Annotated in this window: 22 protein-coding genes; 8 read left to right on the top strand and 14 right to left on the bottom strand. The window is 60.9% G+C overall.

Annotation, left to right across the window (positions count from 1 at the left end):
• Positions 1-25: 25 nt before the first annotated feature.
• The 3 genes from DW037_RS01420 to DW037_RS01410 form a co-directional block, all read right to left on the bottom strand.
• Positions 26-964, bottom strand: coding sequence for a phosphate ABC transporter substrate-binding protein (locus tag DW037_RS01420; protein ID WP_117629065.1), 939 nt, complete (start codon positions 962-964; stop codon positions 26-28).
• 319 nt (positions 965-1,283) lie between these two features.
• Complete coding sequence (locus tag DW037_RS01415) at positions 1,284-2,720, bottom strand: M20 family metallopeptidase (RefSeq protein ID WP_118372665.1); 1,437 nt, start codon at positions 2,718-2,720, stop codon at positions 1,284-1,286.
• 53 nt (positions 2,721-2,773) lie between these two features.
• A complete protein-coding gene (locus tag DW037_RS01410) occupies positions 2,774-3,436 on the bottom strand; it encodes an HAD hydrolase-like protein (protein WP_233542211.1) in 663 nt (220 codons plus the stop codon).
• Positions 3,437-3,592: 156 nt separating this feature from the next.
• On the opposite strand from DW037_RS01410, the gene DW037_RS01405 reads away from it, so the two are divergent.
• Positions 3,593-4,453: a DegV family protein gene (locus tag DW037_RS01405; RefSeq protein ID WP_118372663.1), complete on the top strand. Its 861-nt coding sequence runs from the start codon at positions 3,593-3,595 to the stop codon at positions 4,451-4,453.
• A gap of 93 nt (positions 4,454-4,546) precedes the next feature.
• Here the strand turns inward: DW037_RS01405 and DW037_RS01400 are convergent, their stop codons facing one another.
• The 5 genes from DW037_RS01400 to DW037_RS01380 form a co-directional block, all read right to left on the bottom strand.
• A complete protein-coding gene (locus DW037_RS01400) occupies positions 4,547-4,855 on the bottom strand; it encodes a type II toxin-antitoxin system YafQ family toxin (RefSeq protein ID WP_117583790.1) in 309 nt (102 codons plus the stop codon).
• Between the two features lie 2 nt (positions 4,856-4,857).
• Positions 4,858-5,157 carry a type II toxin-antitoxin system RelB/DinJ family antitoxin gene (locus tag DW037_RS01395; RefSeq protein WP_117583791.1) on the bottom strand — a complete coding sequence of 100 codons (300 nt, stop codon included), beginning with the start codon at positions 5,155-5,157 and terminating at the stop codon, positions 4,858-4,860.
• Positions 5,158-5,269: 112 nt separating this feature from the next.
• The gene (locus tag DW037_RS01390) at positions 5,270-6,028 is read right to left on the bottom strand and encodes a TIGR00730 family Rossman fold protein (RefSeq protein ID WP_118372662.1); all 759 of its coding nucleotides are present in this window, start codon (positions 6,026-6,028) and stop codon (positions 5,270-5,272) included.
• 213 nt (positions 6,029-6,241) lie between these two features.
• Entirely contained in the window at positions 6,242-7,381 is a 1,140-nt protein-coding gene (gene tgt, locus DW037_RS01385; protein WP_118372661.1) for a tRNA guanosine(34) transglycosylase Tgt, read from the bottom strand.
• 454 nt (positions 7,382-7,835) lie between these two features.
• Positions 7,836-8,636 (bottom strand): SDR family NAD(P)-dependent oxidoreductase, encoded by an 801-nt coding sequence (locus DW037_RS01380; RefSeq protein ID WP_006235414.1) that lies wholly within the window; start codon positions 8,634-8,636, stop codon positions 7,836-7,838.
• A gap of 294 nt (positions 8,637-8,930) precedes the next feature.
• On the opposite strand from DW037_RS01380, the gene DW037_RS01375 reads away from it, so the two are divergent.
• Positions 8,931-10,712: a hypothetical protein gene (locus tag DW037_RS01375; RefSeq protein ID WP_118372660.1), complete on the top strand. Its 1,782-nt coding sequence runs from the start codon at positions 8,931-8,933 to the stop codon at positions 10,710-10,712.
• Positions 10,713-11,063: 351 nt separating this feature from the next.
• Here the strand turns inward: DW037_RS01375 and queA are convergent, their stop codons facing one another.
• The 3 genes from queA to DW037_RS01360 form a co-directional block, all read right to left on the bottom strand.
• Complete coding sequence (queA, locus tag DW037_RS01370; RefSeq protein ID WP_118372659.1) at positions 11,064-12,275, bottom strand: tRNA preQ1(34) S-adenosylmethionine ribosyltransferase-isomerase QueA; 1,212 nt, start codon at positions 12,273-12,275, stop codon at positions 11,064-11,066.
• Positions 12,276-12,345: 70 nt separating this feature from the next.
• Positions 12,346-12,921, bottom strand: a complete 576-nt coding sequence (locus DW037_RS01365; protein WP_117839729.1) for an epoxyqueuosine reductase QueH — start codon at positions 12,919-12,921, stop codon at positions 12,346-12,348.
• 62 nt (positions 12,922-12,983) lie between these two features.
• Positions 12,984-13,553: a DUF3267 domain-containing protein gene (locus tag DW037_RS01360; protein WP_117800466.1), complete on the bottom strand. Its 570-nt coding sequence runs from the start codon at positions 13,551-13,553 to the stop codon at positions 12,984-12,986.
• A 132-nt stretch (positions 13,554-13,685) separates the two neighbouring features.
• Between DW037_RS01360 and DW037_RS01355 the strand changes: the two genes are divergently transcribed.
• Complete coding sequence (locus DW037_RS01355) at positions 13,686-15,836, top strand: methionine--tRNA ligase (RefSeq protein ID WP_089572112.1); 2,151 nt, start codon at positions 13,686-13,688, stop codon at positions 15,834-15,836.
• 37 nt (positions 15,837-15,873) lie between these two features.
• Positions 15,874-16,977: an RsmB/NOP family class I SAM-dependent RNA methyltransferase gene (locus DW037_RS01350; RefSeq protein WP_118372658.1), complete on the top strand. Its 1,104-nt coding sequence runs from the start codon at positions 15,874-15,876 to the stop codon at positions 16,975-16,977.
• Between the two features lie 24 nt (positions 16,978-17,001).
• On the opposite strand, the gene DW037_RS10555 is transcribed toward DW037_RS01350, so the two are convergent.
• Positions 17,002-17,172, bottom strand: coding sequence for a hypothetical protein (locus DW037_RS10555; RefSeq protein ID WP_158550943.1), 171 nt, complete (start codon positions 17,170-17,172; stop codon positions 17,002-17,004).
• Between the two features lie 190 nt (positions 17,173-17,362).
• Between DW037_RS10555 and DW037_RS01345 the strand changes: the two genes are divergently transcribed.
• Positions 17,363-18,454: a hypothetical protein gene (locus DW037_RS01345; RefSeq protein WP_089572116.1), complete on the top strand. Its 1,092-nt coding sequence runs from the start codon at positions 17,363-17,365 to the stop codon at positions 18,452-18,454.
• A gap of 80 nt (positions 18,455-18,534) precedes the next feature.
• Here the strand turns inward: DW037_RS01345 and DW037_RS01340 are convergent, their stop codons facing one another.
• Positions 18,535-19,425 carry a DegV family protein gene (locus DW037_RS01340; RefSeq protein WP_117800463.1) on the bottom strand — a complete coding sequence of 297 codons (891 nt, stop codon included), beginning with the start codon at positions 19,423-19,425 and terminating at the stop codon, positions 18,535-18,537.
• A gap of 320 nt (positions 19,426-19,745) precedes the next feature.
• Here DW037_RS01340 and DW037_RS01335 point away from each other — a divergent pair, with 320 nt between their 5' ends.
• The 3 genes from DW037_RS01335 to DW037_RS01325 all read left to right on the top strand — a co-directional run bounded on the left by DW037_RS01335 (position 19,746) and on the right by DW037_RS01325 (position 22,762).
• The gene (locus tag DW037_RS01335; RefSeq protein ID WP_118372657.1) at positions 19,746-21,662 is read left to right on the top strand and encodes a fructose-1,6-bisphosphatase; all 1,917 of its coding nucleotides are present in this window, start codon (positions 19,746-19,748) and stop codon (positions 21,660-21,662) included.
• A gap of 78 nt (positions 21,663-21,740) precedes the next feature.
• Positions 21,741-22,136: a GtrA family protein gene (locus tag DW037_RS01330; RefSeq protein WP_117564479.1), complete on the top strand. Its 396-nt coding sequence runs from the start codon at positions 21,741-21,743 to the stop codon at positions 22,134-22,136.
• Positions 22,137-22,354: 218 nt separating this feature from the next.
• Positions 22,355-22,762 carry a GtrA family protein gene (locus tag DW037_RS01325; protein WP_055250894.1) on the top strand — a complete coding sequence of 136 codons (408 nt, stop codon included), beginning with the start codon at positions 22,355-22,357 and terminating at the stop codon, positions 22,760-22,762.
• A gap of 535 nt (positions 22,763-23,297) precedes the next feature.
• On the opposite strand, the gene DW037_RS01320 is transcribed toward DW037_RS01325, so the two are convergent.
• Positions 23,298-24,158 carry a DUF4430 domain-containing protein gene (locus DW037_RS01320; RefSeq protein WP_233542210.1) on the bottom strand — a complete coding sequence of 287 codons (861 nt, stop codon included), beginning with the start codon at positions 24,156-24,158 and terminating at the stop codon, positions 23,298-23,300.
• Between the last annotated feature and the right edge of the window lie 7 nt (positions 24,159-24,165).

The raw sequence follows: 24,165 nt of genomic DNA, 5'->3' as shown, positions 1-24,165 counted from the left end.
TGCAAACCTTTCCGGGGGCGATTACTTATTTAGCGGAGACCTTGCCACTGGCGTCCTTGACGACCTTCATGGCAGAAACGGGAATAAAGCCCTGCTCCTCGACGAGCTTGCCCTGGACGTCGTCGGAAAGCATGAACTCCAGGAAGGCCTTGGTGGCCTCGTCGGCGTCCTTAGCACAGTACATGTGCTCGGTCGCCCAGATCTTGAAGGAGTCGTCGGTGACGTTTGTGCTCTTGGGCTCGACGCCCTCGACCATGATGGCGTTGAACTTGGAGTCATCGAAGTGCGAGAAGTCAAGGTAGGAGATGGCGTTGTCGGTGCTGCCCATCTGAGTCTGGACATCGCCGGACTTGTCGAGCTCGGCGTCGCCCTTAAAGTCGACGGCCTCGTCGCCAAAGACGGCGGCCTCGAAGGTGGCGCGGGTGCCGGAGCCGGCCTTGCGGTTGAGAACGACGATCTTGGCGTCGTCGCCGCCGACCTCCTTCCAGTTGGTGATCTGGCCGGAGAAGATGCCCTTGAGCTGCTCGAGGGTCAGGTCGTCGACTGTCACGTTCTTGGAGACGACGGGGCCCATGCCCACGACGGCGACCTCGTGATCGACGAGGTTCTTGACCTGATCGGCCTCGAGCTTGGTCTCGGCGAAGACATCGGAATTACCGATGGTGACGGTGCCGGCGGCGACAGCGGTCAGGCCCTTGCCCGAACCGTTGCCCGAACCGGAGACGGAGACGTCGGGGTTGGCATCCATAAACTTCTCGGCAGCAGCCTCGACGAGAGCCTGGAACGAGGAGGCGCCGTCGTAGGTTACCTCGCCCGAGACGGACTCGGCAGCAGCGGCGCTACCCTTGTCGGCGGCGTCGGTTGCGCCTGCGCCGCCGCAACCAACGAGACCGAGACCGACGATGCTGGCAAGACCACCAGCGAGGCCGAGGAACTGACGACGAGAATAAGCCTGATCGAGCATGATCTTCCTTTCATACAAGCGACTCGCGGGCACCCTGCCCGCTTTGCTGTTTGGAAAGATACGGTCTCGATCGGGCAGCGCCCGCGTCAGCTGCGCTTTATTACGGGCATCTGATAGACCCTTACCGCAAGCGCGGCTCGGCTTTACAAACGAATAACAAACCCGCCACCAAGCATGACCCGCCTTTTACACCAATAAAAACAAAGTTGCGGTGAAATAGTTCCTGCTTGGCCATCAAATGGCCCATTCTAGGAACTATTCCACCGCAACTTAAAAAGCCCGGACGAAAGGGGTGCTAAGTTGTTAAAACGCCGCAGCCTTAAAGCTCAAGCTCGTTCAAACGTAAGATCGCCACGATATAAATCTTGAGCGCCTGCTTGAGCTGTTCCTCGTTGGCGCACTCGTTGGGACCGTGCATCTGGCCGCCCCACTCGGGCAGCTCCAGACCGGTCTCCTCGGGGCCAAACGAGACGGCGCGGGCAAAGTTGCGCGCGTACGTGCCGCCGCCCATGGCAAAGGGCTCAGCATGCTTGCCCGTAAACTCGTTATAGGTATCAATAAGTGCCTTCACGGCCGGATCGTCGGCAGAGACCGAGAACGGCACCTTCGCACGACCCACACGGCACGTCACGCCAAAACGGCCCACGAGCGGATCGAGCTGCTCGCGGATGGTATCGGCACTCGTGCTGTCGGGGAAGCGCACGTCGATGACCTGCTCAATATGGCCATCCGCCACGCGGATGACGCCAGCGTTGCAGGTAAGCGGGCCAAACGCCGGACTCGTCGCATCGATACCCAGGCCGCGACCATAGGCGTCCGCATGCACAAAGGCCAGGAACTTGACGAACTCGTGCTCGGCAGGCGTCAGCAGGCGCTCGTCGCGTGCACCAAACGCGTCCTCGGCCTCGCGCAGATACGCCACGATCAGCCCGACGGCGTTGATCGTTCCCTCTGGCATCGAGGCATGACCGCCAATGCCGTGGGCGAAAATCTGCGCATGCCCGTTATCAAGCGCCGTGATCTCCAGGCGGTCGGCGTTCTCAATGGGCGCCGGCAGCTCATCGGCGGCAATCGCGAGCTCGCAGATGGACTGCGACGGAATGGCATTGCTCGCCTCGGAGCCGCTCCACGACACGATGCGCCCGCCGTCGATCTTGGGACTCACGAACGTCGCCCCAAACTGGCCCTTCTCGGCATTGCAGACCGGAAACTCGGCATCGGGCGTAAACAGAAAGTCGGGGTTCGCGTGGTTCTCCAGATAATGGTGAACGTCGGACATGCCCACTTCCTCATCGCAGCCCAGCAGCGCGCGAAAGGTATAGCGCGGGGTGATGCCGTGCTTGAGCAGATAGGCGCCGGCGTAGAGCGACAGCACGGCAGGACCCTTGTCGTCGATCACGCCGCGACCGAGCAGCCAGCCCTCGCGGCGCTCCATCGCAAACGGATTGGTGTTCCAACCGGGACCGGCGGGAACCACGTCCACGTGGCAGATGGTCGCGAGTTGCTTGTCGCCGCGGCCCGGGATATCGGCAATGCCCACATAGCCCTCGTCGTCGCTCGTCTGGTAGCCGAGCTTTTGCGCAATGCCGAGCGCGCAATCGAGCGCGTCACGGACCGGGCGGCCAAACGGCGCGCCGGGCTCCGCATCGGCAGAAACTGCCACGGACGGATAACTCACCAGCTGCTCGATATCGGCGACGACATCTTCCCAGACCTCGTCGACATACTCAGCGACGCTCTGCTCCACCTGATTCATGGACGACCTCCTTACCAATGAGCGGCAGCGTGCCCGCCCCTCACATCACATACTTATATAGCGAAAAGTTTAGCAAGCTCGGCCACCGAGTGCACCACCGCATCGGCACCCGCGGCCTCGTGCTCCCCCGGCGCCGCCGCGCCCGAATAGATGCCGATACACGGCACACCCATCGCGTGCGCGCCCTCCACATCGTTAAAGCGGTCGCCGATCATCACGGCCTCGTCGGCCGTCGCACCGAGCGCCGCCAGCGCATCGCGGACCGAATCTGCCTTGGTCTCGCGCCCCTGCGGCGAATTCATGCCAACCACGGCTTCGAACTGGCAAAGCCCAAGCTCACGCACCATATCGATGCACTTTGCCTCCATGCGCGACGTCGCCACGGCCATACGCTTGCCCTGGGCGGCCAACCCATCCAGCAGCTCGGGAATCCCATCGAACACGGGGTACTCCCCCGGTCCCAGCTCATCAAAAAAGGCGCGGTACTCATCGGCCACCACAAGCGACTCCTCGCGGGAAAAGCCATAAAAGTCGTGGAAGCTCTTCCACAGGGGCGGCCCGATCATGCGGCGCAGGTCACCCATCTGCGCCTCCGAAAACCCGCGCGCAGCCAGCGTCTTGCGCGTCGAGGTCATCACCGCCCGACCCGTATCGGCCACCGTGCCGTCAAAATCGAACAGCACAATCGGCCGCCTGCATATCTCCAGTGCCTCCATCGGCATCCCTCTTCCCCAGTTGATGATTTCCACACCACCACTTCAAACTGTTGACTATTAAACAATTGAACCTAGCAATGTAGAGCAACTCCACTATACTTGTCGCACTTTGCTCTCAGAAGGCGGCGCGCAAACGCCCCAACGAAAGGTGCAATTATGTCTTTTGCCATCATAACCGACTCCACGTCGGACATCTCCCCCGCCCGCGCCCAAGAGCTCGGCATTTACGTGATTCCGCTGCATGTGATTATCGAGGGCGAGGACCTGCTCGACCAGGTGCAGATTACCGCCGAGGAGTACGTCGCCCGCATGGCCGGCTCCGAGCAGCTGCCGCACACCTCGCAGCCGAGCGCCGGCGAGTTCAAGGCGCTCTTTGACCGCGTGCTCGCCGACGGCCACGACAGCGCCATCTTTATCTCGCTGTGCAGCGAGTGGTCCGCCTGCTATGCCAACGCCAACCTGGTGGCCGAGACCCACGAGCTCGACGTGCGCTGCATCGATTCGCGCACCGGCTCGGGCGCCGAAGGCCTGCTGGTGGAGTATGCGCTCGCCATGCGCGAGGACGGTCGCAGCCTGGACGAAACCGAGGCGCAGATCCGCGCGACGCTGCCCGACGCCCACCTGCTGCTGATTCCCCGCACGCTCGAGAACCTGGTCAAGAACGGCCGCGCACCTAAACTCGCCGGCCAGCTCACCCAAATGCTCAACATTCGCCTGGCCGTTTCGCCGGAGTGGAAATCGGGCGAAATCAAGGCCATCAAAAAGGGCCGCGGCGCCAAGCGCATCGTCGCCAACACCATGGCTGACTGCCTCGAGTTTTTGACCGAGCACCCAGGCTCAAACGTTCGCGTGCTCACGACCGGCGCCGCCGAGGAGCAAGAGCTCGTCAACCAAGCGCTAGCAGGCCAAGACTACGTGGACGCCGGCACCGGCCCCATCGGCTGCACCATCGCCACCCACGTAGGCGTCGACGCCATCGCCATCAGTTACTGCCCCCGCTACCAACCTGCCAATTAGGGCCACCCATACCACTTGCGGTGAAATAGGGACTGTTTTTGGCTTATCAGCCGCAAATCAATCCCTATTCCACCGCAACTTAGAAATCGGCAATCAGCCCTGCGGGCCCTGGAATAGCTCCTCATGCGAGCCCATTCTGACCAGCCTGATCACAGGATTAGTCTTATGCGGCAAGTAGAGAACGACCACATCGACCAAGCCATCGGATAGATGGAAATCGATGTGGCCGTTGTAGTTGCCGCCCGGGTTTGAAAGCTCGTGGGCACCATATTCCGCGGGAAGCGAGCCGTGAGCCGCAAGCTCTGCGACTGCCGCCTTAAACTCGGTTTTTAGCTGCGGATGGATGCGCATCGTCCGTTTGTAATCCGCCTTAAACTGAGCCTCGACCTTAATCTCAAACATCGCTAGTCCTCATCGAGGAATGATATAAGCTCATCAGCGTTATTGAATGACGGGCTGTCGTCCGGCAGAATCCCCAACTCATGAGCTTCGGCGATCACCATGGCACGCCTCGTTGCCTCGTTGGGCACCTCCGCCCTTCCTACGATCTCAAAAGGAATCTTTCGTTGATTTACCAGCTGCCGAACAGCAAGGTTGAGATACGAATTGAGACTCAGACCAACCGTATCCAAGAACTCAGTCGCCTGTTCCTTGAGCCCCTCTTCGATGCGAACCGTCGTAGGCTTAACCGTTGCAGTAGACATACGCGACCTCCTCGCCTCGTCTTTTGCATCAGTATACCCCGTTTAGATGGCATACTGATGTTAAATAGCATCAGTATGCCGTTCACATTGCTATAACAACAGTCACAGCACCCTACATCAGCCCGCTCAGGGCAATGTCAACGGCCTCGTTGAGGTCGTCGGTGATGTGCACCAGCTCCGGATCGAGCGGGCTAATCATACCGGCGTCCATCACCGGGCCGTTGAGCCAGTCGAACAGGCCCTGCCAGTACTCGGTGCCCACCAAAACGAGCGGCATGCGCTTAACCTTGTGTGTCTGTACCAGCGTGAGCACCTCGAACATCTCGTCGAGAGTACCAAAGCCACCAGGAAACACGATGGCGCCCGAGCTGTATTTGACGAACATGGTCTTGCGCACAAAGAAGTAACGGAAGTCCATGCCAAGGTTCACGTATTTGTTGAGCCCGTGCTCGTGCGGAAGCTCGATACCCAAGCCGACCGACTTGCCGTTGACACTCGCCGCTCCCCTGTTAGCCGCCTCCATGACGCCGGGACCGCCGCCGGTGATAACCGCCACGCCGCGCTGGGCGATCTTGCGACCGACCGTGCGCGCGGCCTTGTAGAGCGGATCGGTCTTGGGCGTGCGGGCGCTGCCGAAGATGGTCACTGCAGGACCAAGCTCGGCAAGCGCGCCAAAACCATCGACAAACTCTGCCTGAATGCGCAGCACGCGCCACGGATCGGCATGCAGCCAGTCGGTCGACTCCTCGGGCGCCAGCAAGTTGGCATAGGTGTTGTCCTTAGGAATCATGGGGCCGCGCATGACCACGGGGCCGCGGCGGTACGTCTCGTCGTAGGCAGGCTCGCCCTCGACGTTTTCATTCTTAATCATGGGTACTCCTATCGAGAAAAAGAAAAACGGGCGAGGTCGACGCCATGCGCCAAACACCCGCCCGAACATCAACTATTCGGTATGGTACCCACGATGCATCAAGTGCTTGCAAGCTATCGGTCATCGGTCGCGCAGACGGTGTTAGCGAACGTGATGACCGGCCGGCGCTCGTCCCTTGCCGTTGCCCGCGCTTTGCAAGCGCCCGCGCCGCTCTTAGTAGTCCACCGCCGCAGGGCTGTTCATCCAGTCGCTCACAAACGCGCCGTAGCGGCCCTCGATAATGGCCTGACGGGCACGCTGCATAAGGTTGAGCAGGTAGTAGATGTTGTGCATCGACAGCAGAATACCGCCGAGCATCTCCTTCTGCGTGACCATGTGACGGATGAGCGCGCGGCTGTAGCCGCCCGTGCACACCGGGCAGGTGCAGGTGGGGTCGATGGGGCCGTCGTCGTGCGCAAAGCGCGCGTTGCGGAAGTTGAGGCGACCCTCGCTCGAAAACGCGGTACCCATGCGGCCAGTGCGCGTCGGCAGCACGCAGTCGAACATGTCGATGCCCACGCCAACGCCGCGCACGAGCGTGGTAGGGTTGCCGACGCCCATGAGGTAGCGCGGCTTGTGCTTAGGCATGTACTCGGAAACCAGCGGCGCCAGCGTCTCGAACATGGTCTCATGGTCCTCGCCCACCGAGTAGCCGCCGATGCCGTAGCCGGGGAAGTCGCCGCACTCCTCCAGGTGGCGCAGCGATCGCAGGCGCAGATCCAGATGCATGCCACCCTGAACGATGCCAAAAAGTGCCTGGTCATCACGGGTATGAGCCTTGTAGCAGCGCTCGGCCCACATACTCGACAGCTCCACGGCGCGCTCGACATAGGCACGCGTGGCAGGATAGCCGGGGCATTGGTCGAGCTGCATGCAGATGTCGGAGCCGAGCTTCATGGCGATTTCCATGTTGTCCTTGGGCGTCCAGAACACGTGGCGGCCGTCGTAATCGTTGACGATAAAGCGCACGCCCTCGTCGGTGAGCTTGACGGCGTCGTTGTGGCTGAAGACCTGGAAACCGCCCGAGTCGGTGAGGATGGGGCCGTGCCAGTTCATGAACTTGTGCAGTCCGCCCAGCTCGGCGATGGTGTCCTCGCCGGGACGCATGGACAGGTGATAGGTATTGGCAAGCACGATCTGGGCACCGAGCTGCTTGACGGTCTCGGTGGGAATACCCTTGACGTTTGCCTTGGTGCCCACGGGCATAAAGATCGGCGTCTCGATGTCGCCGTGCGGGGTATGCAGCACGCCGGCGCGCGCGTGCGTGGTCGGGTCCTCGGCGATAAGGTCGAATTTAAAGAGGCTCTGGTCCATAAACTGGAACTCCTTGGTTGCGGTTCATACGCAAACCATTATACGGGCAACCCGCAAGAAGCACCGACTCGACAGAAACTGGCGCGAGGAGGATACGGCAGGGACACGGCAAATGAGCGTGGATTTTTGGACGCTTACCGGATGAGCGTGGATAATCTCCCACTTTTGCCCAAAGCACAGCCCAAAAACGGGAGATTATCCACTTTCATTCTGCGGGCACTCATTTAAGTACGTCCCCGATGAGTGGAGCTATTTACCAGCCACGCCAACGCCGATGTTTTGGCAACGCCGATGTTTTGACAACGTCAGTGAGCGGTCACCAGGGCGAACAAATTGGCATGAAAAGAGGGCGGCATTGACCTTCTGGTCATGCCGCCCTCTTTGAATGACAAGTTGTCGCCCTGGTGACCGCGCAGCGTCGACCCGTTACGCGGTTTGGTAAAACCGCGTAACCCTACGGACGCTGGCCCATGCCGCCCTCGAGGGTGACAGTCTCGCCGTTCATATACTTAAAGTCGGGGCCGCAGAGCTGAACGACCACGCGGCCGATCTCCTTCTCGACGTCGCCGTAGTGGCCCGCCGGCGGCATGTGGACGTTGGCCTTGAACGCCTCGGGATAGGCATCCTGGAAGTTCTCAAGCGCAGCGGTCCAAGCAAGCGGGCAAACGATATTGACGTTGATGCCGTCCTTGCCCCACTCGTTGGCGGCGACGCGAGTCAGGCCGCGGATGCCCTCCTTGGCGGCAGCATAGCTGCACTGGCCGTAGTTGCCAAACAGGCCGGCGCCCGAAGCAAAGTTGACCACGGAGCCCTTGGTCTCTTTCAGGTGCGGATAGGCCTTCTGCATGTACAGGTAGGTAGCATACAGACCGGAGTAAATGGCCAGGTTAAACTGATCCATGGTGTGATCGGCAATGGTCACGCCCGAGGCGCTGGCCTGAGCGTTGTTGACGACGGCGTCGATGCGACCGAACTCCTCAATCGCCTTGTCGATAACGTTCTGCACGACGGCCTCGTTGTCCTGGCCGGCGGAGACATCGGCCTGAACAGGCAGAACCTTGACGCCGTACTCAGCCTCGAGAGACTCCTTGGCAGCCTCGAGCTTGGCGACGTTGCGGCCAGTGATGACGAGGTTCGCGCCCTCCTTGGCAAAAGCGATATCGATGCCGTAACCGATGGAGCCAGCGGAGCCGTCCTTGAGCGTGGCCTTGCCGCCGCCGGTGACGATCACGGTCTTACCAGTGAAAAGTCCCATACAAAGTCCTTTCAAATCGCGACGGGCCCGCCCGTCGACTGCGCGCATCCAACTTCACGCGCCAAAAGCTGACATGCAACTTTAGCGGGTTCAAGTGAAAAATAAAGCCCATGGCAGGCGAACGGTGCAACGTCTTTCGGCGAAGGGAATGTCAAGTAAAAATTGGATAGAGCGACCGAGTTTTTGTTAACGCAACGAGTCATCGAACACGTTTTGAAACTTTGCTGCGGGGCGCGGGATGTCGGCGCGAGACTTTATCATAGGGTGACGAACAACGATGAGGAGCACATGCCTATGACAGACGAGCTGGACCCCCAGACTCAACAGCATATTGATAATTCCGCAGACACCATTGACGACTGCGATACTTCCACCAGAAGCGATGGCGGCATTGATGCCGCTGTCGAGGAGGCTCCTGCCGCCGCAGACGAGGCCGCAGACGCAAATGTCGCCGCAGAGCAAGACAAAGAAGAGCAGCTAGAGCAGCCGGACCCGAGCGATACTGAGCCCAAGGCTGAGAACGCTCCGCAAGCAGCGGGCCCCATCGAGGTGTCTTCGGAAGAAGAGCTCGACGCCGTCATGGACTCCATGATGGATGCCGTCAAAGCGATGAAGGACGCTGTCGCCGATGCCGACGTTGACGCCGAAGAGGAAGAGGCTGCCGAGGCCGCCTCGACCTTTGTACCCGGCGAGACCCCCGTTGCCGATCAGGGCAGCACTATGCCCTCGTTTCTGCAGCTCGAGCATCCCACGATTGGCGCGGACGCCGTCGACCCGCATGCAGCGGGCTTTTCCGTGATCGAAGGCGGCACCGGCAATATCGCCGCGCCGCAGACTGCCGATACGAATGCCGCCGAGGCCGCGCACCCGACCACCTCGCATGCCCCCGCCACGAGCCGCGACCTGGGGAGCGCCGTCTCAAACACCGCTAACGCCGTGGGCACTTTTATCGCCCAGGGCGCGTCGGCCATGCGCGAGATGAACGCCGCAAAGAAGGCACTCGCCGATGCCCGCGCCCACCTGTCCGAGCTTGAGCAGCGCATCGCCGACCAGGCAGAGGAGCTCGAGACGCGCCAGGACATCGCAGGCCGCTACGATCAGATCATCGCCGACCAGCGCCAGGCAATCGCCACGGCACAAAAGACTGCAGCGGCCGCCGAGATTGACCGTGATGCCCACGCCTCCAAAGCGACAGAGCTCAAGGGTCAGCTCGAACAAATGAAGACAGAGGATGACGCGACTGAGCTCCGTCTGAAGGCCGCGCTCGATGCCGTGGAGGCCCGCGAGGCGAGCTCGCGCGAGACCGGCAACCGCCTCGTTCGACGTCTTGAGGATTCCAAGCGCATCCGCGACAAGGTGAAGGCAGAGCGAGACGCCGGCATTGCCGCCGCACAACAAACCGTCGACGCCACGCGCGCCCAGCTCGAGACGCTGCGTCATGAGTATGCCGAGCTGCAACGCAATCCCTCGGCAAATCCCGCCAACTATACGGTGCGCACCAGCGAGCTCTCGATGCAGATTTCCGACACGGCAGATGCCCTGCGTAAAGCCGAAGAAGATGTCCCGCGCATCACCGCCGACCTTGAGCACTCGCTTGCCGCAGCCGAGCAGGCCGTCGAGCAGGCTCAAGCCCCTATCGCCGACGCAAAACGCGCGCACCAAGCCGTGACGACCGAAGCCGATGCCGCGCGCGACGAGCTGCAGACGGCGAAGACAGCCGCCGCGACTCGTCAGCGCGAACTGCGCGAGAAGATCACTGCCGAGGACAAGGCACGCCGCGACCAGGAGCAGAGCATCGCCAACGCCCAAGCAGATGCCGCACATGCGCAGTCGATCATCGAACAGGCGACCGAAGTGCACGACCACCCAGAGATCACTGAGTCGCTTGCAGGATCCTTGGCCCGAGACAAAGCCGAACACACCGAGACCGAGCGAGAAGTCGCCCAGCTCGAGGCCACCGAGGACGCGGTGCGCGAACGTACCCGCGACTCACGCATCAAATTCACCGGCGCCATCGTCTGCATCGTCGCCGCAATCCTGGTAATCATCCTAGTCTGGCTGTTCGCAAGCAAGTAAACCAGCCGCCAAGCAAGTAGTCATTGGGGACGTTCTTAAACGACTAGTCAAACAAGAACGTCCCCAACGACTAGCCCAATGACGAGAGTGGATAATCTCCCACTTTGAGCCCCCAAGCAGGCCAAAAACGGGAGATTATCCACTCTCATTCTGCAGGCACTCATTTAAGTACGTCCCCAATGAGTACCTGCCGATGCTTTGGCAAAGTCAGCGAAAACGCCCCTAAGCGAGCAAGGTGACGTGAAAGAGGAGGGCATTGACCTTCTGGTCATGCCCGACGATTGAACATCAGATTGCCGCTTAGGGGCGTTTGCAGCGTCAACTGGTTACGCGGTTCGTAGAACCGCGTAACTAACAAATGAGCATCGCGTCGCCGAAGCTGAAGAAGCGGTAGCGCTCCTCGATGGCGGCGGCATAGGCATCCATGATCTGGTCGCGGGTGGCAAGCGCGCTTACGAGCATCATGAGCGTGGAGCGCGGCACGTGGAAGTTCGTGATCAGCGCGTCGACCACGTGATAGGTCGAGCCGGGCATGAGGTAAAGCTGCGTCGTGGCGTTCTCGCGCGCCACGATGTCGCCGCGGCCGAGCGTGTCGGCACCGTCCTCGCGGCCTTCAAAATAGCGCGCCGTCACAGCCGGATTGGACACCGGCGCGTCCGCGTCAAACGCACTCTCGAGCGAGCGCACCGCGGTGGTGCCGACGGCGATCACGCGGTGCCCCTCGGCCTTCGCCTTATGCACGGCGTCGACAACCTCCTGCGACACGTGGTAGCGCTCGGTGTGCATCACGTGCTGCGTGGGGTCGTCCTCCTCCACCAGACGGAAGGTATCGATACCCACCTCGAGCTCGACGGCGGCAAACTTCGCACCCTTGGCCTCGATAGCGGTCATAAGCTCGGGCGTAAAATGCAGACCCGCCGTAGGAGCGGCAGCCGAGTGCTCCTCCTTCATGGCGTAGACGGTCTGGTACTTCTCGGGATCGCCCTCGTAATCGGTAATGTAAGGCGGCAGCGGCACGTGGCCGGCAGCATGGATGGCCTCGTCGAGCGTGCGCGGGTCTCCGGCGGCATTGCAACCGGCCGGCTCAAAACGCACCAGACGACCGCCGCGGCTATCGGTGACAAAGTCGATGACCTCGGCCATCAGCACCACGGGAGCCCCCTCGGGCGCATGGGCGCCACCGGCGCGATACTCAATCTGAGCACCGGGCTTCAGGCGCTTGCCCGGCTTGACCAGGCACTCCCAAACGTGACCCAGCGGGTCAACATCCTCGCGGCGCTTGAGCAGCAGCGTCTCGACCACACCGCCCGAGCCAGCCTTGCGACCGATAAGACGGGCCGGCATCACGCGCGTCTGGTTGATGACGAGCACATCGCCCGGCTCGATATAGTCGATGATGTTGCGGAAGATGCGGTGCTCAACGGTACCGCCATGCTCTAGCGGCGTTCCTGTCTCGGAGCCTTTGCGATCAACCACCAGCAGGCGGCAGGAGTCGCGCGGCTCGGCAGGAGCCTGGGCAATCAGTTCCTCAGGAAGGTTGTAGTCAAAATCATCGGTACGCATAGACACGTCGGATACTCCTTATATAGCTAAAGTCCGCTCTACATCCTAGCAGGCTGACGTCCCAAACGAACTACTTTTTGGCGGCTTTGCGCTCGTCGCGGATGCGGGCGCGGTCCATGGCCGCCTCGACAGCAGAAAAGCGGCAACCACAGTAGTTCTGCCGATACATGCCCAGCTCGCGCGAACGGCGTGTCGCCTCGGGGTAATACGGGCGAAAATCGCGAATGACCGGAGTGAGACCGCGGGCGGCAGCCAAGCGCTCAAGCACATCATTGCAGGTATCGAACAGCTGATACGGCGAGACGGCGAGCGTCGTACCCACATATTCGAACCCGCGCTCCTGGGCCACACGGCATGCCTCGGCCAGACGCAGGGCATAGCACGCACGACAGCGACGGGGTCGATCGGCGCTCAACGGGGCCACACCGGCCTCCCAGCGCTCGCGGTCCTCGCCTGTCTCGATAAGCTCGATGTCGCCATCGGCACACCACCGGCGCAGTTCGTCCAGGCGGCGCTGCCATTCATCGCGCGGTTGAATATTGGGGTTGGTCCAGCAAATCGTGGGCTCAAACCCCTCCTCGCGCAGCAGGCGGACCGGCTCAAGCGAGCACGGCGCACAGCAGGCGTGCAGCAGCAACGGCTTCATCAGCATCTCCTCCTCTGCAATGATTTTTTAATCCCCGTCCCAGAAAAATCATCCCAAAAAGACTACCTTGCGAAAAATCGCACGCCAAAGGATGTGTCCTCGCAGGCGACAATGCGGCGGTCGCGCAGGATGGTCCGCACGTAATACCAATCGCCCACGCAGCCCGACAAGTGCAGACCAGCCGCCAGGTAGCACAGCAGCGGATAGCCCGAAAACGCAAACCCCAGGGCAAGCGTTGTCGTCACAACAACCGTCGGCGCCAGACAAACCGCCATGTACCGCCGGCGCGAATACACAACGCCCTCGGCGCAGGCATAGATCATCGCCGTCTCGCGATTCGCCCCAAAGGTCACCTGCGCGCCCGCAGGCGCCAGCAGCTTAAAAAACACCGCATGCACCAGCTCGTGCACGGCAAACGATGCCATTGAGACCGCAGCCAAGCCGACTATCCAGCCCACGACAGCCATCCAGCCGCCCGCCTCAGCCGCGTCCAAGTCCGCAGGCCCGCCCAACAGCATAAACACCGGCACCAGGCACACGGCAAACACCGCGATCACGGCCATCCCCCACACGAAGCAAGCGTGTAGAAAATCCTCGTCCTCAAACGCATGTATGTTGGAAATCTCATTCATAGCATCTTAGGATAGCGCCCCTGCCACGTACCCGTCCGCATGTGCGATAATGTCGAACGATATGCACGAATTGACCACCGCATCGCCAGGCCTTGCGCCCGGCCGCGCTCTTACCATATGCGAAGGAGTCCCATGGCATCCAAATACTCCATGAACGACCGTCCCAGCTGGCCTCGCCGCGCCATCGTTACCGCCGGCGAGCCCTACGGCAACAAGGGCCTTCACTTTGGCCACGTCGGTGGCGTCTTTGTCCCGGCCGACTTCTTCGCCCGCTTCCTGCGCGACCGCCTGGGCCGCGAGAACGTCATCTTCACCTCGGGCACCGACTGCTACGGCTCGCCCATCATGGAGAGCTACCGCAAGCTCAAGGAGAATGAAGGCTACGATAAGTCCATCGGCGAGTATGTCGAGTCCAATCACTCCCGCCAGGCCGCGACCCTCAACAACTACAACATCAGCTGTGACATCTACGGCGGCTCGGGCCTTGAGCCGGCTGCGCAGATTCACAACGAGGTGACCGCGGAGATTATCGAGCGTCTGCACGAGCAGGGCACCATCTCCAAGCGCTCCACGCTGCAGTTCTACGATGCCAAGGCCGGCACGTTCCTCAACGGCCGCCAGGTCATCGGCCGCTGCCCCATCCAGGGCTGCAAGTCCGAGAAGGCTTATGCCGACGAGTGCGATCTGGGCCACCAGTTTGAGCCCGAGGAGCTCATCGCGCCCAAGAGCCAGCTCACCGGCGAGGTGCCCGAGCTGCGCCCGGTCGACAATCTCTACTTTGATCTGCCGGCCTACCTCGACTTTATGAAGACCTATACCGCCAAGCTCGCCCAGAACCCGCAGGTTCGCTCCGTGGTCTCCAAGACCATGGAGGAGTGGCTGCTGCCGGCTCAGCTCTACATCCAGAACAAGTTCCGCGAGGCCTTCGATGCCGTCGAGGACCAGCTCCCCGAGCACACCGTGCTGGAGCCCGAGGGCAACAAGAGCAGCTTTACCGTCACCTTCCCCAGCTGGAAGGAGCGCGACGACGCCCACGCGGTGCTCGCCAACGGCGGCGTGCGCTTCCGCAGCGGCAAGGCGCTCGTGCCCTTCCGCATCACCGGCAACATCGACTGGGGCGTTCCGGTGCCCGAGGTTGACGGCGTAACCGACGTCACCTGCTGGTGCTGGCCCGAGAGCCTGTGGGCGCCCATCAGCTACACTCGCACCGTGCTCGCACGCGATGCCAAGGCCGCCGGCGTGACCGAGGGCGTCGCCGCCCAGGATGCCGCCCTCATGGGCGAGCCCGCCGCCGATTCCACGCAGGTCCCCGCGCCCACCTACCAGCACAGCTCGCTCGACTGGCGCGACTGGTGGTGCTCGGACGACGCGCAGATCTACCAGTTCATCGGTCAGGACAACATCTATTTCTACTGCATCGCGCAAACCGCCATGTGGGAGGCCCTGGGTTGGGACCTTACGCAGAGCACCGTCAGCGCCTGCTATCACCTGCTCTACATGGGCAAAAAGGCGAGCTCGTCCTCGCAGACCCCTCCCCCGCCGGCAGACGACCTGCTCAACCACTACACCTGCGAGCAGATGCGCGCGCACTGGCTGTCGCTCGGCCTATCCGAGAAGCCGGTGAGCTTTAGCCCCAAGGCATACGACACGCGTGTGACCGGCAAGGACAAGGACGGCAACGAGGTGCGTGCCTGCGACGACAAGCGCGTTATCGATCCGGCCCTTAAGGAGAGCGCCCTTTTGACCGGCGTCTTCAACCGCCTGGCCCGCAGCTGCTTCTACGGCGTCGCCGTCAAGGAGGGCGACGAGAGCCCCTACCGCAACGGCTGCATCCCCGCCGGTGCCGCTTCTGACACCGTGGTCGAAGCCGCCGAGCAGGCAGCTCTCGCCTTTGAGCAAGCCATGTACAAGTTCGAGACGCACCGCGCGCTCGCCGTGTGCGACGACTACCTGCGTGCCGCCAACAAGCGCTGGAGCGACGCCTCTAAGGCCGCCAACAAGCTCGAGGGCGAGCCGGCAAACGCCGCAATGACGCAGGCCCTCGTCGACGCCTTTACCGAGCTGCGCGTGGCGACCGTGCTCATGCACGGCATCGTCCCTGCCGGCTGCGAGCTCATCTGCGAGTACTTCGACGTTGACCCGGTCGCCTTCTTTAGCTGGGATAACATCTTCGCCTCCACGGATGAGTTTGTGGAGAGCCTGGGCGAGAAGCCCGGCGAGCACCGCGTGAAGCCGCTACCCCCGCGCTTCGACTTCTTCAGCAAGCACGAGAGCCAGTACTAAAACACTCGACATGTAATGGAATGGGAAGGAAAGACGGATGTCCAAGCCGCGTCGTCGTAAGCAGAAAAAGCAGGTCAAGGCCGAGCTCAAGCTCAGGCAGTTTGCCGCCACCGAGCTTTCCGACCAGCTTGCCGCCCAACCCTCCGCCGCCGATCTGCCGCGCTTTATGGTCGACACGGTCGCCGGCGCCTATGCGCCCGCCGATGCCGAGCTCATGATCAAGGGCTTCGGCGCCGCGGTCACACGCCCGGTCACGCTGCGCGCCAACACGCTCAAGGCGACCGCCGAGGACATCGCCGCCGCGCTCGACGCAGCCGGCATCGCCCACCAAACCGTCGCCTGGTACTCGGACGCTTTCATCCTGCCCGAGGCCCAGGTTTCCGACCTGTGGGACCTCGACATCTACCGCGACGGCAAGATCTACTTGCAAAGTCTGTCGTCCATGATGCCGCCGTTGGTCTTGGGCGCCCAGGCCGGCGAGGACATCCTGGACATGTGCGCGGCCCCCGGCGGCAAGACGACGCAGATCGCCGCCCTCACGCAGGGGCAGGCGCACCTTACCGCCTGCGAGATGAGCATTCCCCGCGCCGAGAAGCTCGAAGCCAACCTCCACCGCCAAGGCGCAAAAAACGTGCCCGTCATGCGCATCGACGCACGCGAGCTCGACGAGTTCTTCCGCTTTGACCGTATCCTGCTCGACGCTCCCTGCACCGGCACGGGCACCGTCGTCAGCGGCAACGAGAAGAGCCTGCGCGGCCTCACCGAGCAGTTGCTGAGCAAGTGCGCCCGCTCGCAGCGAGCACTTCTGGACCGCGCCATGGGAGCCCTCAAACCGGGCGGCACGCTCGTCTATTCGACTTGTTCGATCTTGCCGCAGGAAAACGAGGACGCCCTGCAAGAGGCCCTCGACAAGCATATGGACTGCGAGCTCATCCCCCTCGACGGCACGCCAAGCGAAAGTGAGGCACGCCGCGCCCAGGAAGCTGGCGAGAAGCCGCGCATCGAGTCCAACGCCCTGACCGAGGCCATTGCCGCGGGTCAGGTATCGGCCATCGCCAACGGCCTGCCCGGCACGCTCACCATTCCGCCCAGCCGCGACTTTGAGGGCTTCTACATTGCCCTGATCCGAAAACGCAGCTAGCGTACGGATCCAAAACTCAACAAGCTATCTCCGTGCGCGTTTGTCCTGCTGGTCGCGATGCTGTTTAAGCATCGCGCGCTCCTTGCGTTCGGCCCTTTTGCCCTTAATGGCCGTGACCACAAAGTAGATGACCGCGGCGGCAACGATTGCGCCCACGCATAGGCCAATCGAGCCCAACATTGCCGAAAATTCCATACCGCGTCACCTCTCTTTTAAACGGGACTTTCAAGATAGCACCTCGATCCCCGCCACCACAGCTCCTTCACGTTCGCCGCCCTTCGGTCTAACGGAGGACGCGGCGGGGAAAAATCAACTCGTCAAACGATTTAGCAAGCACAACGCTGCCGGCACCCTGCCGGCCGTCATCACATAGAATCGAGCCTCCATGGATACCCTCAACGATCTAAATGAGCGCGTCGACGCCTTCGTCGGCACCAGCTCCTTCGACACGCCTGCCGCGGCAAACGACCAAGCCCCCATCGATGTGCCCGCCGAGGTTCACGAGGACATTGTCGCCTCGGTCGATTTCTCCGAGGTCGAGCTCGCAGACGAGTTCACCGAACCCCAGGTAGCCGTGACCCCCAACGGACTGCTTCCCATGGAGCCGCTGCCCATCGACGGGCGCCTGCGCAAGGCGGCCCTTCGCATGCCTGACGAGATTGAGGAGGCCAGCGGCTTCACGCTCTTTGGCCGTCGTATCAAATCGCTCATCTACACCACCGACGTCGCGGTCATCCGCAACTCCAATGCCGATGCCGTCTTTGCCGTTTACCCCTTCACGCCGCAGCCGGCCATTACGCAGGCGCTGCTGACCGTCGCCGAGTGCCCGGTCTTCGTAGGCGTGGGCGGTGGCACCACCACCGGTAAGCGCTCCGTGCAGATGGCAGCCGTCTCCGAGATGCAGGGCGCGGCGGGATGCGTGGTCAACTCCCCCGCCACCGCCGAGATGGTCGAGCACATCACCAACATCGCCGACATCCCCGTCATCGCCACGGTCGTTCGTTGCGACGACGATGCTCACGCCAAAGTGCGCGCCGGCGCCAAGATCCTCAACATCGCCGCCGGCAAGAACACGCCGCAGGTCCTGCGTGAACTGCGCGAACACTATCCCAACCTGCCGCTCATCGCGCCGGGCGGCAAGACGCCCGAGAGCATCCGTGAAACCATCGCCGCCGGAGCCAACGCCATCATCTGGACGCCGCCTTCGGCACAGCAGCTACAGACCGACATGATGCAGCGTTATCGCAAGATGAAGGAAGACGCCACACCTGTCATCTCGCGCGACGATGTACCCATTATCGACCAGGTCGCCGCCGCCGAGGTCAGCCAGGTCGAGAACATGAATCCCGATGTGCCGATTCCCGACGAAGTCATCGAGCGCGTCGCTTCGATCCACGAGCGCGTCGAGGAGCATCGCGCCAACCGCGGCCTCAAGCCGTCACTGCACGGCTTCTTCTTCCGCGGAAAGAAACGCTAGCAAAACATCTTGGCCCGCCCCACAAACGTGAGGCGGGCCGTTTTCGTTTGAGCAATCATGCAGCGACGTGATGGGGCAAATTAATCCACGCGCTTGTCGCCCATAAAGAAGAGCGCCACCGTACCGGGTCCGGTATGCGAGCCAATCAGAGTACCGATGTTATTGATCTCAATCTTGCCTTTAAGCTGCGGAACCTGTTCCTCAATCAGCGCCGCAACCGCCTCGGCATCCTCGCGGCACGCCGAGTGCGACATGATGCACTTACCCGAATAATCCGCACCGTCCTGCACGTGTGCCATCATGGTCTTAGCCATCTCGGAAATCGCGCGCTTCTTAGTGCGAATCTTCTCACGTGGCGACAGCCCACCTTCGCAATCGACCGTCATAAGCGGGCAAATCTTAAGCGCCGTGCCGATGATCGCGCTCGCAGCCGAAATGCGACCGCCGCGCAGGTAGCTCGACAGATCGGTCGAAAAGAACCAGTGGTGCAGGTTGAGTTTGTGCTCCTCGATCCAGGCGGCCGTCTCGTCGAGCGAAGCGCCGCTATCGCGCACGTCGGCGGCGCATTCCGCCAGCAGGCCAAAGCCCGAAGACGCTGCCAGCGAATCGATGACGCGCACCTTGCCGCCCTGGGGATAGCGATCCGCGAGCATCTGCGCCGCAACGCAGGCCGATCCATACGTGCCCGAAATACCCGACGACAACGTCAGGTGCAGCACGTCTTTACCCTCGGCAACAAACGGCTCCCAAAACTCCTCGTACTCGCCCACGCTCACCTGAGACGTCTTGGGCATGGCGCCCGCGGCAATCTGGGCAAAAAACTCGTCCGGCATAATCGACTGATACAGATCGTCCGTATAGACAACATCGTCGATCTCGTAATGAAAACACACGACGGGGATATTGCGCGACGCAAAGAACTCACGGGTTCGGTCGGCGGCGGATTCACAGGTCAGGACAAAATCACTCATATGAGGCTCCTTACTCATTGCTGCGCAAATTATCGCACAGTGAGCCTACATACGGTACATATGTCCACTATTTACCAAATCGAACCAAAAATAGCGAACATCTTTACCACCATCGTCTCCACCGGCCCCACGCATAAATATCTGAGAAAACACCCTCTGTCGTCTCCACTCAACCGCCATATCTACCTCAACTAAATCGATTTACCAAACCGTTCAGCCGACAATTCAGCCGCTGGCGCAAAATCGAAACAAAAGCGGCGCATACTGATAAACGTTTGACGCTGTTTATCAGTTTTACCAGCTCCATCGGAAGGTGTTTCATGGTCGCATTCGATCGCAACCCGCAAGACTTTAAGTATCTGCGCCTGCTGTCGAGACAGTTCCCCACCGAGCAATCCGCGTTTACCGAGATCATCAATCTCTCAGCCATCCTCAACCTGCCCAAAGGCACCGAGCATTTTATGAGCGACGTGCATGGCGAGTACGAGGCCTTTATGCACATCCTCAACAACTGCTCGGGCGTCGTGCGCGAGCATGTCGACGAGATTTTTGGCGACACGCTCACCTTTGACGAAAAGGGCGAGCTGTGCACGCTCATCTACTACCCGCACGAGAAGATCGAGCTGGTCCGCAGCCAGCGCGAGGACTCGCCCACCTGGTACAAAACGATGCTTGACCAGCTCATCATGGTCGCTCGTTCGCTTTCAAGCCGCTACACCCGCTCCAAGGTTCGTAAGGCCATCCCACGCGATTACGCCTACATCATCGACGAGCTGCTACACACGCATCCGGACGAGAACAACTATCGTGTGCGCTATCACGAGCGCATCGTGGAGTCCATCCTGGAGACCGCAAGCGCCGACGACTTTATCGAGTCGCTCGCCTCGCTCATCAAGCGCCTGGCCGTCGACCACCTGCACCTGGTGGGCGACATCTTCGACCGCGGCGGCGGCGCGGCCAAGATTATGGACCGTCTGCTCACCTACCATTCGCTCGACATCCAGTGGGGCAACCACGACCTGCTGTGGATGGGCGCTGCAGCCGGTGAGCCCGCCTGCATCGCCACGGTGCTGCGCAACAACCTACGCTACGACAATTACGAGATCCTCGAGAATGACTACGGCATCTCGCTGCGCGAGCTTGTTGCCTTTGCCGATGCCACCTACACCGCCGGTGAGCCCATCACCCCGCTGATCAAGGCCATCAACGTGCTGCTCTTTAAGCTCGAGGGCCAGATTATCCAGCGCCACCCCGAGTTCGATATGACCGACCGCCTGCTGCTCGACAAGATCGATCACGACGCCGGCACGGTCACGCTCGCCGACGGCAGCGTGTGGCCGCTCACGACCAACGACTTCCCCACCGTCGACCCGACGGACCCCTATACGCTCACGTCTCAGGAGCAGCACATCATCGACAAGCTCGTGTCCGAGTTTGTCACCGCCGATCACCTGCATCGCCATATCGATTTCCTCTATTCCCACGGCTCGATGTACAAGGTCGCCAACGGCAACCTGCTGTTCCATGGCTGCGTGCCGCTCAACGAAGACGGCACCTTTAGCAGCATGAACTGCCTGGGCACCTGGCACGCTGGCCGCGATTATCTCGATTTTTGCGACCACATCGCCCGCCGCGCCTGGCGCGTGGGCGACCGCGACGCCCTCGACTGGATGTGGTACCTGTGGATTGGCTTTAACTCACCCGCCAGCGGACGCCTGGTGCGTACCTTTGAGCGCGCCTATATCGCCGATAAGAGCACCTGGGTCGAGCCGATGGACCCGTACTTTACGCTTACCAAGTCGCCCTCGGTCTGCGATGACATCATGCGCGAGTTTGGCGTCGTGCCCATGGCATGTTCACCGACCGGCCACATCATCAACGGCCACACGCCCGTTAAAACCACCAAGGGCGAGCAGCCCATCCGCGCCGAGGGCAAGCTGCTGGTCATCGATGGCGGCTTCTGCCGCGCTTACCATCCCAAGACGGGCATCGCCGGCTACACGCTTATCTCGAGCTCGCGCGGCTGCCGCCTCAAGTCGCACCGGGCCTTTACGACGGTTGCCGAGGCACTCACGCGCAACGTGGACATCGAAAGCGAGACCAACCGCTTTGACGAGACCGACCGCCGCCGCATGGTGAGCGACACCGATACCGGTGCCAAGATCCGCAGCCAGATCCAGGACCTACGCCAACTGCTCGATGCATATAGAAACGGTGCTATCGAGGAGCGCGCCTAGCTCCACCCGCGGGGATTGGCTAAACTTGCTGAGTTTGTCATCCCCGCGGCGCTTCGGCGCCAGCTTAAGGCAGGTACCATGCAAAAGCTCCTTGCGCAGATCATGAAATTTGGCGTCGTCGGTGTCATTGCCACGGTCATCGACTTTGGCATTATGAATCTGCTCCACTACGGTCTGGGCCTCAACATCCTGATCGCCAATACCAGCGGCTTTATCATCTCACTCATCTTTAACTACCTCGCCAGCATGAAGTACGTGTTTGCGCACAAGGAGGGCATGAGCCGCCGCCGCGAGTTCATTATCTTTGTCGTGTTGTCCGTGATCGGTTTGGGACTCAACGACGGCATCGTGCTGGCGCTCAACGCCGGCCTGGGGCTCGAGGCCAATATCGCCAAGATTTGCGCCACCGCGCTTGTCATGGTCTACAACTTTGTGACCCGAAAGATCTTCCTGGAAGGCGACGAGACCAAGTAACTCGCAACCTTACAGCTTTACAATGCCCACGGATGACGCGCGTCGAGCGCTGTGTTGTTCGTGGGCATTGCTCGTTTACGGGCAAATTTTCAACGTTTGCGGATTAGCTCTTGAAAATTTGGCGAGTTCGTATAGTTCTTGGCAAGGACCTTACGTTTCCCTTGCAAAAGCTCTAAAGTATCCTCTGCTCGATTCATCAACGCATTGGATGTGATTACGTGCGCAAGGCACTGGCACAACCTCATACCAAGCAGTTCCTCAAGTTCGCTGTCGTGGGTCTTATCTCCTTTGGCATCGACTGGGGTATGCTCATTGCGCTCGTCGAGCTGTTTCACCTCGATTTTTTGATGAGCACCACGGTCTCGTTTACCACCTCCGTTGTGGTCAACTACTGGCTCAGCATGAAGTACGTGTTCGACCACCGCGAGGGCATGAGCCGCAAGCGCGAGTTCACGATCTTCACCATCCTGTCGGTGATCGGCCTGGGCCTCAACGACCTATACATGTTTGTGGGCGTCACGTTTTTGAGCATCGGCTACCAGGCCATGAAGGCCATCGCCACGTTCCTCGTCACCTGGTACAACTACTTCAGCCGTCGCTTCTTTCTCGAGGGCGCACGGTCGTAGTCGATTCGCTATTTGCTTGAATGTATAACCGGTTGGAATTCTCGTTCCAGCCGGTTTTTTTGTTTGTGGAGCAGGCTGAGGAAGGCATGCGAAGCGGGCCACAAGACCGAAATGGGACACAGTTTCCGCGATGAGGCCTTACCGGAAAGTGTATCCCGGAATCAGTCACCAGAACAGGACGCAGTTTCCAGATGAACCCCCCATGCGGAAAGTCCATCCCGGAATGAGCCCTCAGAGCGGGACACGCTTTCCGAAACCCTCCCCATCGGGAAACGTTATCCCGGTCTGAGCGCGAATTCCGGGATGCAGTTTCCCGCGGACATCGAAACGGAAAACACATCCCGGAATCGACGTCCGGAACGGGATGCCGTTTCCCAATGGACGCCGATGCGGAAACCGCATCCCAGAATTCACCTTCAGAATGGGATGCAATTTCCGGTTGAGCCCTAGTTGGAAACCCCATCCCATTCGCATTAAAAACGGGCGGCTCGGATGTTTGTCCGAACCGCCCGCTTGGTGTGTTATGTCGAGGCGTTTAGCCCGTTACGTAATACCAGACGACACTGTCGCCGTTGGATAAGACATAGTTGCTGCAAGCCGTGTTGGGCGTTACGCCGTTAACGGAATACATCCAGCCGCTTGTACCACCGTGCTCCTTCTCGGCCAAACCACCGATAGCGGCGACATACGTGCCGTACGATGAGCCGTGCGCATTTACAGAGAGACCCAGGGCGCACAGGGCATCGTAGACCGTGGCACCCTCGTTAAAGGTGAAGGTACCGCCAGAAGACACAGGATTACCCACGGCACTCGATGTGACCGAAACCGTCACCGTGACGTAGCCAGGCTGCTGCGAGCCGCCCTGATTGCCAGCAGAGGCGCTGCCGCTGTTGGATGCAGACCCACCGCCGGACGCTGAGCCGCCACCCGAAGAAGAGCCGTCAGAAGAGCTCGATCCACCGGTGGATTCAGAGCCCTGTCCGGCAGACGCGTTGCTGGACTTCTTGCCGCCCTTGTCTTCGGACTTCTTCTCCTTCGAATCCTTTTTTGAGTCCTTCGACCCGTCCTTCGCATTGTCCGAAGATTTGGAGTCCTTGGACGCAACCTTACCCGAAGCGGTAGTCGAGCCGGAAACCGACGCATCCTTGGCAACGATGCTCTCCCCCGTCACGGTCTCGATAATCCAATCGATGGACCAGGCACCGCTGACGGAAGGGTAAACAAAGCCCAGCGAGACGACAATCAGCGCAATGCAGACGGCCGTCAGAGCGCCAAGCAGCGCCTTGCGCCGCGGGGCGGACGCCGCCGAAGCGGCGCCCTTTTGCTTTGCATCGTCGAGCTGAATGAACGACGAGTCGGGCTGTTTGGAGTCGGCGTCCTGAGATTTATTGGACACAGCCCTC

The organism is Collinsella sp. AF39-11AT, assembly GCF_003474585.1.
In the GTDB taxonomy this organism is placed as follows: Bacteria; Actinomycetota; Coriobacteriia; order Coriobacteriales; family Coriobacteriaceae; genus Collinsella.
Note: the sequence above shows the minus strand (reverse complement) of the source record. Positions and strands in the feature narration are given on the sequence as shown.